Genomic DNA, 12,273 nt, shown 5'->3' with positions numbered 1-12,273 from the left:
TTTAGAAAGTGCAATATGAGTATTCAAGTTAAAAACATCCAAAAACGTTACGGCGAATTCACCGCCTTGGACGATATTTCTCTCGATTTCCCAACTGGTGAGTTGGTGGCATTGCTCGGGCCTTCGGGCTGCGGCAAAACCACATTGTTGCGTATCATTGCAGGTTTGGATTCGCCAGACTCAGGGCAGGTTTTGTTGGAGGGTGAGGATGCATCCGACACCCACGTGCGCGAGCGTCAAGTGGGTTTTGTCTTTCAACACTACGCGTTATTTCGCCACATGACGGTGTTTGACAACGTCGCTTTTGGTATGCGCATGAAGCCGAGAGCTGAGCGAGCCTCTGAAAAGCAAATCAAAGAAAAAGTCCATGAGTTGCTTAATCTGGTGCAGCTTGATTGGCTGGCTGACCGCTTGCCCACCCAGCTATCGGGTGGCCAACGGCAGCGCATTGCTTTAGCGCGTGCGTTAGCGGTTGAGCCGCGCGTGTTATTATTGGACGAGCCATTTGGCGCGCTGGATGCGAAAGTTCGCAAAGAGCTGCGCCGCTGGTTGCGTCGTTTGCACGATGATTTGCACATCACGTCGATCTTTGTCACGCACGACCAGGAGGAAGCACTGGAGGTTGCAGACAGAGTGGTCCTGATGAATCATGGTCATGTGGAGCAAATTGGCACGCCAGAAGAAGTTTATCGTCATCCACAGACACCATTTGTGTATGGTTTTTTAGGTTCGGTGAACCTGTTTCATGGACGTGTTGAGGGCGACAATGTGCATGTGGGTGAGGAAGTTTTGCCACATGAACCGCATGAGTTTGAGCATGGTGCGCAGGTGGTGGCATTTGCGCGACCACATGAGTTGCAAATTGTCACAGACTTGACCAATGAGCAAGGGATTCGGGCGCGTGTGTCACGGGTTTTGGCGTTTGGTGTGACGGCCAAAGTCGAGCTCGATGGTTTGAATGGCGCAACAGGGCAGCATTTTGAAGTAGAAACCACTCGTGAGCAGATTTTGGCACAGGGGTTGCAAGATGGGCAGGAAGTTGTTCTGCTACCCTCACGTCTCAAGGTGTTTGAACATGTCGAATAATATGCATCACATCATGGAGGCTGTATGAATTTTCAACAACTGAGGATTGTCCGTGAAACGGTGCGCTGCCATTTCAACCTCACCGAAGTGGCCAATGCGTTATTTACCTCGCAATCGGGTGTATCCAAACACATCAAAGATTTAGAGGATGAGTTGGGTGTTGAGTTATTTGTGCGAAAAGGCAAACGTCTACTCGGCTTGACTGAGCCTGGGCAAGAGCTGTTGGTTATTGTAGAGCGCATGTTGCTTGATGCCAAAAACATCAAGAATCTGGCAGAACAATACACCCGTCGTGATGAAGGACAACTCACTGTAGCAACAACACACACGCAGTCACGTTACGCTTTGCCGTCTGTGGTGACGCAATTCAAACAGGCTTTTCCCAAGGTGCACTTAAAGTTGCATCAGGGGAGCCCCGATGAAATTGTACAAATGTTGCTCGATGGTCGTGCCGACATTGGCGTTGCCACTGAGGGCGTGTCGCACGTGCCAGAGATAGTGACATTCCCGTATTACAATTGGCATCATGCGGTGCTTGTGCCTGATCATCATCCGTTACAAACGATAGAACCCCTTACCCTCGAAGCCATTGCGCAATATCCAATCGTGACCTACCACGAAGGTTTTACAGGGCGTGGTTTGGTCGATAAAACATTCAAAAAAGCTGGTTTAACACCAGACATCGTCATGAGTGCCCTAGACTCGGATGTGATTAAAACTTATGCTGAGTTGGGTTTGGGCATCGGTATATTGGCATCTATGGCCTATAACACAGAAAAAGACAATAGTCTAAAGCTACTTGATTCTAATCATTTATTTGCTGAAAACACCACTTATATTGCCGTGCGCCAAGGGCATTTTTTACGTGGGTTTGCCTATAGGTTTATTGAGTTGTGTAATCAAAACTTAAGTGAAAGCACTGTGCGAGCATCGGTTAACCCGTCTCAAGAAAAAACCTAAATACGATGTGGGCGTGATTGCCACAAGCCGACTATGCTGTGGGATAATGCGGCGGTTGCCTACCACCAAAAAACGTGAGGAAAATCATGAAAACATTAAAAACTATACTGTTGGTGATTGCCGCTGGGTTTTCGCTGAATGCTGCAGCGATGGATGATACACCAGAAAATCGAGCCAACCAGTACGTGCGTTTAGAGCAAAGTATGAATCTAAAGTCGATGATGGTTGATATGAAAGAGCAGATTATGCCTGCCATCATGGGTCAGATGGGCATAAGTAAAAACATGTCCAGCGGCCCTGAGTTTCAAAAATACGTGACCTTTATTGTCAATGAAGTGTTTGGTGATACTTTGTCAGACCAAGGCATGGAGAAATTGTTTAAAGAAGTCTATATCGAGTCGTTTACAGCGGACGAGTTGGCCGCCATGGCTGATTTCTATGGCACCGACATTGGAAAAAGCATCATGAAAAAATCAGCTGATGTGGGTGTCAAAACCATGACTAAAATGACAGACAAAATGCAAACTCAATCACCTAATTTGACCCAAAAGATTCAAACGTACATTGAAAACACCCCCAAGTTGCTTGAGGAAATGTCTAAAACCAAGTTGGTGAACTAATTAATCATCCAAATAATTCTGTCCAGAAAGTTATTCATGCCGCCACTTGACTCAGATATGGCCGACTTGCTCGATCGGCTGGCTCGTGCGAAAGCGCCTGATTATCCAGAAATGGGTGCGGTACTGTCCAGAGCATTCGTGGATAAAAACTTGCCCGTGATTGACGTTAAGCCTCTGCCTGTTCACGAGATGCAAGACATCCATGTTGATGGTTGGCAAGGGGCATCGCTTAATGCGCGTTTGTATTTTCCGCATCAGACGAGTTGGGCGAGTCCGTTGCCTGTGCTTTTGTGGTTCCATGGTGGTGGTTTCACGATTGGTTCGATTGCCAGTTATGATGCAGTGTGCCGCACACTGTGCGCGAAGGCAGATGTGGTGGTGTTGTCAGTTGAATACCGATTGGCGCCTGAAGCGAAGTTTCCCACGGCGGCGATGGATGCTTTCTCGGCCTATCAGTGGCTGTTGTCTCATGCGGCTGATTATGGGTTGGATGCACAAAAAATCATCATCGGGGGCGACAGTGCGGGTGGCACGCTAACCGCGGCGACTTGTCTGATGGCGCGTGATGCGGGTATGGTTCAGCCCTTGTCGCAACTACTGGTTTATCCTGGAACGTGCGGGTTTGGTGAAACATCTGCTTATACTCAATACGCGACAGGGTATCGGTTGACCAAACCCATTATTGATTGGTTTTTTGGGAATTATTTAAGCAGTGACGAGGAGCGAAACGACTATCGTTTTGCTCCTTTGTATGCAGAGTCTCACGCAGGCTTAGCGCCTGCGTGGATTGCGATTGCCCAATACGACCCTTTGGCTGATGATGGCCGACTGTACGCCGAAAAGCTGCGTAAGGATGGCACACCCGCTGAATTGGTGCAGTACGATGGTGTGATTCATGGCTTTTTAAATTTCGGTGGCGTGATTGCTCGGGCGCATGAGCTACATGATGGTATGGTGGCCGCAATGCAGCGGGTGATTTAGTGAGTTTGCTCGTATAATAGTCGTCCTCTTGTGGGATACCGTTGCTACGGGGGTTGATTTTTTGGTTTGGGGTGGTTGCTGCTTGATTGCGGCTTTATTTTTGAGAGATTTTGATGAGTGTGAGCAAGCAAGCGAGTAACCATTACATGCCCTTGGTGATAGTTAGTTGTGTGATTTTGATGGTGACGATGGGGATTCGACAATCATCGGGCTTGTTTGTTGCCCCTTTGGTGGCCAGTACAGGATTGTCGATTAGTGTGATTAGCTTGGCTATGGCGATTGGTCAGTTTATGTGGGGCGTTGCTCAGCCTTTGGGCGGTTTGATGGCTGAACGTGTTGGTTCGCGTACTGTGGTGGCAACTGGTGTGGCTTGCTTGGCTGCGGGTATGATGCTTGTACCTTGGATGCAGGGCAGCTTCGGGGTGTTTGCTACTTTTGGTGTTTTGGCTGCTGTGGGTTCTGGTTTGGCGAGCTTCTCAGTTTTGATGGGGGCTGCGGCACAGCGTGTGCCTGAGAATAAACGGGGTTTTGCATCGGGTTTGATTAATGCGGGCAGTTCAATGGGGCAGTTCATTTTTGCGCCGCTGACGTCCTTTTTGATCACAGCTTGGGGCTGGGCAACGGCTGCTTTGAGTTTGGGCTTGATTGCTCTGGCGTCCTTGCCATTGTTGGCGTGGGTGACCAGTCGTTCGGCTCAGGCTGGGATGCGCCAAGCTGCGCCATCTGAACGCATTAGTTTTGGTCGAGCATGTCATTCATCAAATTACCAGTTACTGCATTTGGGTTTTTTCACATGTGGGTTTCACATTGCGTTTTTGGTGACGCACTTGCCTGGTGAGATTTCAATCTGCGGTTTGCCTGCGAGCGTGGCGGGTACATCATTGGCGGTGATTGGCGCTTTTAACATCGTCGGTAGCTTGGTGGTCGGGCAGTTGTGCCAAACACGATCTATGCCGCGTGTGTTGGGCTGGTTGTACTTAATTCGTGCGATTGCGGTTGTCGCCTATGTGTTTGCGTCCAAAACTGAATGGACTTGGTATATCTTTTCGGCGGTTTTGGGTGCATCATGGCTCGCGACTGTGCCACCGACCGCTGGTATGGTGGGGCAGTTGTTTGGCCCGCGCAATTTAGCGACATTGTTTGGCATGACGATGCTTTCGCATCAGATTGGCGCGTTTCTTGGGGCTTATTTGGGTGGTTTGGCTATCCAATATACGTCGAGTTACAATTGGATGTGGTGGGCGGATGCGGCTTTGGCACTTTTGGCGGCATTGGCAAGTTTCACGGTGAAGTTACCCAAACCTCAAGTGTTAAAGGCAGCGTGAGATGAATCCTCAAATGCTCAATGATTTGGTGCAAAAGACCATGCCTTTTGGTAAGTACAAAGGTCGGCTGATTGCTGATTTACCTGGGCATTATTTGGGGTGGTTTGTACGCGAGGGTTTGCCAAAAGGCGAGTTGGGTCAGCTCATTGCACTGGCATATGAGCTCGATCACAACAATCTCAAAGCTCTTTTAGAGCCTTTAAGACAGAGGTCTTTGTGAGTTTGTCTGTGAATTCTATGATGCCTTTTTCGTTTAAAACGATGGCGTTGATTTGTGCCGCTGGTGTAGGCTCTCGTGCGGGCGGTACTTTACCAAAGCAATATCAGTCATTGAACGGTTTGCCGATGCTGGTGCATACCATCGCGGCATTTGCGCAGACGCCCTGTGTGTTGGATGTTCTGGTCGTGATTGGGTCCGCTGATGAATGGTTTGATGAGTTGGTCGCTCCACATTTGCCCGCTGGTGTGATGGTCGCTCGTGTAGGTGGGGCGAGTCGAGCGATTTCTGTGAGCAATGGTTTACAGTTTTTGAAAGATTATGGAAAAAATTTAGACCACTGGGTCATGGTGCATGACGCGGCGCGGCCGTGTATTCGCCCTGAGTTGATTCAGCGATTGTTCGATGGGGTTTGTGCGGCGCAGGCTGATGGTGGTTTATTGGCTTTGCCTGTTGTGGATACGGTGAAGTTGGCTGAACAATTATCGGACGCTGCTCCAGATGTGTATCAAGTCCGTCAGACATTGAAACGAGATGAGCTTTGGTTGGCGCAGACGCCGCAGATGTTTGGTTTAGGTGCTCTGTTGAGGGCTTTGAGTCATGTAATCGATGCTGAAAACTCAGACTGGGTGACCGACGAGGCCAGCGTGATGGAGTCCTTCGGTGTGTCACCGTTGCTGGTTGGGGGGCACGCATCGAATTTGAAAGTGACTTATCCTGAAGATTTTTTGCTGGCTGAGTTTTGGTTAAACCATCACAAAACGTGATTAATGTGATGATAAAGAATGGTAGCTGATGGTTTCATATCTGCAAAATGGCGTGATTTTTTACTTTAAGTTTCAATTGTAATCATATGAATTTATTAAATATTAGAATTGGTCATGGCTTTGATGTACATGCTTTAGTAGAGCAGCGACCTTTGATTATTGGTGGCGTGACGATTCCGTTTGAGAAGGGCTTGTTGGGACACTCGGATGCGGATGTGTTGTTGCATGCGGTGACGGATGCGCTGTTTGGGGCGTTGGCTTTGGGTGATATCGGCACCCATTTCCCTGACACAGATGCGCGTTTTAAAGGCACAGACAGTCGGGTATTACTTCGTGCTGCGTTCGTCAAGGTGAGCGATCTGGGTTATGTATTGGGTAACTTAGACGCGACCATCATTGCACAAGCCCCTAAAATGGCACCGCACATTATGGGTATGCGCGAGAACATCGCAGCGGATTTGCAGACTGACTTAAGCCAAGTGAATGTAAAAGCAAAAACCTGCGAAAAATTGGGGTTTTTGGGACGTTCTGAAGGAATTGCTTGTGAAGTGGTTGTGATTTTATTTAAGAAAGATGCTTGATGACGAACCATTTGGCTTCCATTTTAGCGATTGACACATCGAGCAGTCATTGCTCTGTGGCTTTGCAGACACCTGCGGGTGTTTTGAGTGAGCACGTGGCGACTGAGCAGAGCCATTCGGAGCATATTTTACCGATGATTCGGCGTTTGCTTGACGGTGTGGGTGTGGCGTTGGCGGACGTGGATGGGTTTGCGGTTGGCGTTGGACCAGGTGGTTTTACCGGCGTGCGTTTGGGAGTGGCGGTGGTACAGGGATTGGCTTATGCAACGGGGAAAACTGTGGTTGCGCTCTCGTCGCTACTCGCTTTGGCTCGGGCTGCGTGGGATGCACGCGCTGAGGGTGTGTCAGCAATGACGGTGGCCGTGGCGAATGATGCACGGATGAGTCAGGTTTACTGGGCGGTTTATCGGTTTGAGGTAGAGGCGGCTGACTTTGTTTATCGTGAAATATCTGCGCCGAGTTTGTGCGATGTAGTAGATTTGCCCAATCAGTTGTCTCTTTTGGGAGAGGAGCTTACTTTGGCGGGCAACGCGTTTTCGGTTTTTGATGAATTGACCAACTGGCTGTCAAGCACGGGCGTGACTGTGGCTGAGATTGATCACAGTGCGCCTAATGCACTGTATTTACTGCCATTGGCACAAATGGCGTTCGCTCAAGGTCAGGCGATAGCGCCACATCTGGTGGCACCGTTGTACGTGCGTGATAAAATTGCACAGACCATCGCTGAGCGTGAGGCGGCCAAGCATGCGTGAGTTGGTTTTGCGCGAGATGGTGGTGGCTGATTTAGCCGCTGTTGCTCAGTTGGAGGAATTGGTACATGTGACACCATGGTCACAGGCACAGATTTTGGGGTTGTCGGGGCTTTTGGGTGGGCAATACCGTGGGTTTGTTGCGCAGGCCGATGAGGTGGTGGGTTATGTGGTATTGCAAATATTGGTTGATGAGGTCGAAATCTTGACCATCGGTGTCGCAAAACAAATTCAAAGGCAGGGCGCTGGTGCGCTTTTAATCAAATATGCGCTGACTGAGTTACAGAGCCAATTGCCAAGTGTAAAGGCGTGTTTTTTAGAAGTCCGCGAGGGCAATGTGGCAGCAAAATCCCTGTATCAAAAATTAAACTTTATCCAAGTGGGTAAACGACAAAATTATTACCAAAATCCGCGTGAACACGCGCTGATTTATCGTTTGGACTTGATGTGATGACAGAATCAACAGAAGCAATCCTGACATACCCAGAGCACCATGTGGCTTGGTTGGAGGCGATGGGGGTGACGCGCTGGCAGGCAAATAAGCCTTTCATGAAGACAGCTGCGCTTGAAATTCCCACAAGCAGTACTATGCACAACAGAGCTGTTAAGCTTGTCACAGAACAACCAATTCCCCAGACCTCGCTGACCCCGCAAATCGAAATGGCGAGTTACTGGGTTATCGGTGCCCAGCCTCTAATATCTGCTGAGGCCTATTTGTTGGCGGGTATGATGCAGGCGATTGATGCGAAAGCTGTTGTGTTTAGCCATCCTGCGGATGAGTTGGCGCAAAGTGTGGCGCAGACGGGGCTGGCTTCTTGGCCTCGATTGATTGTGCAAGCCTTACCACTCACAGGATTATTTATAGTGCCAGAAACCGTTAAGGTTTTATTCTTGGGTGATGCGTTATTTGAGCATGCGGCTAAATCATGGTGTTTGCCCACATTGAACGAGTTATTTTCTGAACCGATGCGCAAGCGTGATGCGTGGGCAATATTAAAAAAAGCCAAAATAGCGTGACCTCCTCAAAAATGCTTGATACTCATCGTTGTGATTTAAACGAAATGGTTTGATTATAAAAAAACCGCAGCCTTTCGGTTGCGGTTTTTTTAGGTCAGGATGGCTAAATTACATCATTCCGCCCATACCACCCATTCCGCCCATACCACCCATGTCAGGCATGGCTGGTTTGTCTTCTGGGATTTCGGCAATCATGCAGTCAGTGGTCAGGATGAGACCTGCAACTGATGCGGCGTTTTGCAACGCTGTGCGGGTGACTTTGGTTGGGTCTAATACGCCCATCGCCATCATATCGCCGTATTCGGAAGTCGACGCGTTGTAACCGAAGTTGCCTGATTCGGCAATCACTCTGTTCACAACCACTGAGGCTTCTTCGCCAGCATTTTGGACGATTTGGCGCAAAGGCTCTTCCATCGCGCGCAGAACGATTTGGATGCCTGCATCTTGATCGGCGTTAATGCCTTTCAATCCGTTGATGGCTGCACGAGCGCGGAGCAAGGCAACGCCACCGCCAGGTACGATGCCTTCTTCGACGGCAGCACGAGTGGCGTGCAGGGCGTCTTCTACACGGGCTTTTTTCTCTTTCATTTCGACTTCAGTGGCTGCACCAACTTTAATCACTGCAACACCGCCTGCGAGTTTAGCAACGCGTTCTTGCAGTTTTTCGCGGTCGTAATCAGAAGTTGATTCTTCGATTTGCGCGCGGATTTGTTTTACGCGCGCTTCGATATTTACTGATTGACCCGCACCGTCAATGAGGGTGGTGTTTTCTTTACCGATTTCAACACGTTTGGCTTGACCCAAGTGCTCTAAAGTCACTTGTTCTAAAGTCAAACCAGTTTCTTCGGCGATCACTGTACCGCCAGTCAAAATCGCGATGTCTTCGAGCATGGCTTTACGACGGTCACCAAAACCAGGTGCTTTAACAGCAGCAGTTTTCAAAATACCGCGGATGTTGTTCACCACTAAAGTGGCTAATGCCTCGCCATCAACGTCTTCAGCGATAATCAACAATGGACGGCCAGATTTTGCCACTTGTTCCAAAGTTGGCAACAAATCACGGATGTTGGAGATTTTTTTGTCGAACAACAAAACGAATGGCGAGTCGAGCTCAACCACTTGTTTTTCAGCGTTGTTGATGAAGTACGGTGACAAGTAGCCACGGTCAAACTGCATACCTTCAACGACATCGAGTTCGTTTTGCAGTGATTTGCCGTCTTCGACCGTGATTACGCCTTCTTTACCGACTTTTTCCATCGCTTCAGCGATGATGTTGCCGATTGAGTCGTCTGAGTTGGCAGAAATCGTACCCACCTGAGCGATTTCTTTGTTTGATGTAGTTGGTTGTGACAATTTGCGCAATTCTTCGATGGCAGCCGCAGTTGCTTTGTCGATACCGCGTTTCAAATCCATCGGGTTCATACCTGCGGCAACGTATTTCATGCCTTCGCGAACCACTGATTGAGCCAATACGGTTGCAGTCGTTGTACCGTCACCTGCATTGTCAGACGTGCGTGAAGCGACTTCCTTCACCATTTGCGCGCCCATGTTTTGGAATTTGTCTTTGAGTTCGACTTCTTTAGCGACTGATACACCGTCTTTGGTGACAGTTGGGCCACCGAAGCTGCGCTCTAATACCACATTACGGCCTTTAGGACCCAATGTAACTTTAACTGCGTCAGCTAAAATGTTGACGCCTTCTACCATTTTTGCACGGGCGATATCGCCAAATAGCACTTGTTTTGCTGGCATTTTTTACTCCTAATAAATTTCAGTTAACGTTCAATTAAGCTTGGACAACGCCCATGATGTCTTCTTCGCGCATCACGAGGACTTCGTCACCGTTGATTTTGACGGTCTGGCCTGCGTATTTACCGAACAACACGCGGTCGCCGACTTTCACGTCGAGGGTTTGTTGCACGCCTTGGTCATTGCGTTTGCCTGGGCCGACGGCGATAACTTCACCTTGGTCTGGCTTTTCAGTCGCTGATTCAGGGATGACGATACCTGAAGCCGTGGTGCGTTCAGCATCCACACGTTTGACAATGACACGGTCATGCAATGGACGAATGTTCATGAATAAACTCCTTTGAAGTTTGGTTGAAATAAATCGAAATAAGGCGTTAGCGAGCGATAATCAAACACGATTAGCACTCAGGGCCTTAGACTGCTAATTATGCGGGCGAGTGGGGGATTTTTCAAGAGGTCTTTTATTTTTATTTTTTTGTGTATTTATTCTTCGTCTAAATCATCGCTGGATTGAACGGGTATTTTATAGGTCTCTTGAGACCAAGCACCCAAATCAATGAGTTGGCAACGCTCGGAGCAAAATGGGCGATAGGGTGATTGGGTATTATACTCGTGGCGAACACTACAGGAGGGGCAAGAAATAAGCGGCATAAAAAATGAAATAACAAAAGATCACATGCCACACAAGTTTAAATCAAACTGAATTTCTTGTGAAGGATGAGCTGGAAGTAGGTGTTGTGGTTGGCTTCGATAGGAGGGTAGAGCGAAGCGCAGCCAAATCACGTGCTTGTTGGCACTGATGTCAGGTAAGTAAGTTGAGCTATTGGGCAGCTTCACTTGCAGTAAGTCAAAGCGAGTGCCGTTTAGGGGGATTTGATAAGCTTTTTTGTCTGTCATGCATGATTTGTGCTTTATGGCGTTTCGTACAATCATCAACAACAATTGCAAGGTTTCAAACAAAGGAGCTAATGGTAGCCACCACGTTTCTAAGTCTGTTCGACGCCAGTGGGCTGGCTGTTGCAGCCATTGGTAATAAAATCCTATGTCAGATGAGCAGATACCACCTGGAACGACGATGCGAGTCTTAACGTTGAGTAGCCAGTCATTGTCTGACAAGACGCTACCGAATTTTGGGGATTGTTCGATTTGTTTTTGGGCGTCACTTAGTCGCAATAAGGTTTCAACGAGCTTTTGCTCTGACAGATCGGGCAAGTGACGCAGGTGATTTAAAGACAGTTTGTAGCGATTGATGTCAAAAATCAAGTCGCTTTTTAAATCATAACGAAACGCAAAGTCGTTAATTTCAAACAGAGTCATCAGCGCGCTGTGGTGGTCTTGAGCATGATTTGACTGTAAATAATGCTGCCAACGCTGATGCAGTGCATCAAGTCGTAGATAGGCGCGAAACCGCTCATTTAAAGGAAACTCAAACAAAGTGGTGTCGCTGCGAAGTAGGTTTGTTTCTGCACTCATACAATATTTGAGGCTGGCCTGTGGTTATGACGTTTACTCATCTTTATAAACGTTCTTCTTGGTAATGCTGTAATTTATTGATAATTATATTGATTTGTGTATAGAGGTGCAAGTGCTTATTGCGGTTTTCCACTGTATTTTGTGGACTATTATCAATGACGGCGTCGGCAATCGCTCGCCGAGCTTCTCGACTGGCTTGCTGGTTTAATATCGCCTCAATGGTTGGAAAAGGCAGATTGGGGTTGCGTTGTCTGATTCGTTCGATTTGAATTTCGCGCGGACAATCGATAACCACAATCCAATCAAGGGCTTTTTGCCATTGTTCACTTTCAGCGAGTAGCGGGATATCAAAAATAATCTTTCGGTGGGTTTGGGCAAAGCGATGGGCTTGCGCTGCGGCAGCATCATGAATCATGGGGTGCAAAATGCTTTCTAATGTTTGTTTGGCTTGTTTGTCATTAAAAACCATCTCACGCATGGCAACACGATTAAGCGCGCCATCCTGTGTGATAACAGATTCACCGAATGCCTGCGCCAATGGCTTTATGGCCGCACCACCTTGTTCGGTAAGCTCCTGGGCCATTTTGTCTAAGTCGATGACCGCCCAGCCAATTTGTTTAAAAAGCTGTGTCACCGTTGACTTGCCTGAGCCCATACCGCCTGTGATGCCGACACATAATGCGTTTTTAGGTAGACTGAAATTTTCTCGAGTCCGTAAATAAGGATGAATGATTGACACATCGGCCAT

Annotated in this window: 16 protein-coding genes; 11 read left to right on the top strand and 5 right to left on the bottom strand. The window is 48.2% G+C overall.

Going from position 1 to position 12,273, the window contains the following annotated elements; translation table 11 throughout:
- The first annotated feature begins 15 nt into the window (after nucleotides 1–15).
- The 11 genes from IE082_RS08475 (at nucleotide 16) to IE082_RS08425 (ending at nucleotide 8,303) form a co-directional block, all read left to right on the top strand.
- Entirely contained in the window at nucleotides 16–1,086 is a 1,071-nt protein-coding gene (locus tag IE082_RS08475; RefSeq protein WP_189493489.1) for a sulfate/molybdate ABC transporter ATP-binding protein, read from the top strand.
- A 24-nt stretch (nucleotides 1,087–1,110) separates the two neighbouring features.
- Nucleotides 1,111–2,046, top strand: a complete 936-nt coding sequence (locus IE082_RS08470) for a CysB family HTH-type transcriptional regulator (protein ID WP_189493488.1) — start codon at nucleotides 1,111–1,113, stop codon at nucleotides 2,044–2,046.
- A gap of 86 nt (nucleotides 2,047–2,132) precedes the next feature.
- The gene (locus IE082_RS08465; protein ID WP_229809789.1) at nucleotides 2,133–2,666 is read left to right on the top strand and encodes a DUF2059 domain-containing protein; all 534 of its coding nucleotides are present in this window, start codon (nucleotides 2,133–2,135) and stop codon (nucleotides 2,664–2,666) included.
- Between the two features lie 36 nt (nucleotides 2,667–2,702).
- Nucleotides 2,703–3,647 (top strand): alpha/beta hydrolase, encoded by a 945-nt coding sequence (locus IE082_RS08460; protein WP_189493487.1) that lies wholly within the window; start codon nucleotides 2,703–2,705, stop codon nucleotides 3,645–3,647.
- A gap of 113 nt (nucleotides 3,648–3,760) precedes the next feature.
- On the top strand, nucleotides 3,761–4,972 hold the full coding sequence (locus IE082_RS08455; protein WP_229809788.1) for an MFS transporter: 1,212 nt from the start codon (nucleotides 3,761–3,763) through the stop codon (nucleotides 4,970–4,972).
- A gap of 1 nt (nucleotide 4,973) precedes the next feature.
- Complete coding sequence (locus IE082_RS08450) at nucleotides 4,974–5,192, top strand: DUF3820 family protein (protein WP_189493486.1); 219 nt, start codon at nucleotides 4,974–4,976, stop codon at nucleotides 5,190–5,192.
- A gap of 17 nt (nucleotides 5,193–5,209) precedes the next feature.
- Nucleotides 5,210–5,956: a 2-C-methyl-D-erythritol 4-phosphate cytidylyltransferase gene (gene ispD, locus IE082_RS08445; protein ID WP_189493485.1), complete on the top strand. Its 747-nt coding sequence runs from the start codon at nucleotides 5,210–5,212 to the stop codon at nucleotides 5,954–5,956.
- An 86-nt stretch (nucleotides 5,957–6,042) separates the two neighbouring features.
- On the top strand, nucleotides 6,043–6,537 hold the full coding sequence (ispF, locus tag IE082_RS08440) for a 2-C-methyl-D-erythritol 2,4-cyclodiphosphate synthase (RefSeq protein ID WP_189493484.1): 495 nt from the start codon (nucleotides 6,043–6,045) through the stop codon (nucleotides 6,535–6,537).
- Nucleotides 6,537–7,289 carry a tRNA (adenosine(37)-N6)-threonylcarbamoyltransferase complex dimerization subunit type 1 TsaB gene (gene tsaB / locus IE082_RS08435; RefSeq protein ID WP_189493483.1) on the top strand — a complete coding sequence of 251 codons (753 nt, stop codon included), beginning with the start codon at nucleotides 6,537–6,539 and terminating at the stop codon, nucleotides 7,287–7,289. The genes ispF and tsaB overlap by 1 nt, the downstream gene beginning before the upstream one ends.
- Nucleotides 7,282–7,737, top strand: a complete 456-nt coding sequence (gene rimI / locus IE082_RS08430) for a ribosomal protein S18-alanine N-acetyltransferase (RefSeq protein WP_189493482.1) — start codon at nucleotides 7,282–7,284, stop codon at nucleotides 7,735–7,737. Before tsaB ends, rimI begins: the two co-directional genes overlap by 8 nt.
- Nucleotides 7,737–8,303: a hypothetical protein gene (locus IE082_RS08425; RefSeq protein WP_189493481.1), complete on the top strand. Its 567-nt coding sequence runs from the start codon at nucleotides 7,737–7,739 to the stop codon at nucleotides 8,301–8,303. The genes rimI and IE082_RS08425 overlap by 1 nt, the downstream gene beginning before the upstream one ends.
- A 108-nt stretch (nucleotides 8,304–8,411) precedes the next feature.
- Here the strand turns inward: IE082_RS08425 and groL are convergent, their stop codons facing one another.
- From groL to coaE, 5 genes are all read right to left on the bottom strand, one after another.
- Nucleotides 8,412–10,055: a chaperonin GroEL gene (gene groL / locus IE082_RS08420; protein WP_189493480.1), complete on the bottom strand. Its 1,644-nt coding sequence runs from the start codon at nucleotides 10,053–10,055 to the stop codon at nucleotides 8,412–8,414.
- Between the two features lie 34 nt (nucleotides 10,056–10,089).
- The gene (locus IE082_RS08415) at nucleotides 10,090–10,380 is read right to left on the bottom strand and encodes a co-chaperone GroES (protein ID WP_189493479.1); all 291 of its coding nucleotides are present in this window, start codon (nucleotides 10,378–10,380) and stop codon (nucleotides 10,090–10,092) included.
- Nucleotides 10,381–10,535: 155 nt separating this feature from the next.
- Nucleotides 10,536–10,703 (bottom strand): DNA gyrase inhibitor YacG, encoded by a 168-nt coding sequence (locus IE082_RS08410; RefSeq protein ID WP_189493478.1) that lies wholly within the window; start codon nucleotides 10,701–10,703, stop codon nucleotides 10,536–10,538.
- 21 nt (nucleotides 10,704–10,724) lie between these two features.
- A complete protein-coding gene (gene zapD / locus IE082_RS08405) occupies nucleotides 10,725–11,525 on the bottom strand; it encodes a cell division protein ZapD (RefSeq protein WP_189493477.1) in 801 nt (266 codons plus the stop codon).
- A 43-nt stretch (nucleotides 11,526–11,568) separates the two neighbouring features.
- Entirely contained in the window at nucleotides 11,569–12,273 is a 705-nt protein-coding gene (gene coaE, locus IE082_RS08400; RefSeq protein ID WP_189493476.1) for a dephospho-CoA kinase, read from the bottom strand.

The sequence above is a fragment of the Formosimonas limnophila genome (assembly GCF_014652675.1).
Classification (GTDB): Bacteria; Pseudomonadota; Gammaproteobacteria; order Burkholderiales; family Burkholderiaceae; genus Hydromonas; species Hydromonas limnophila.
This window is presented reverse-complemented; position numbering and strand designations above follow the sequence as displayed.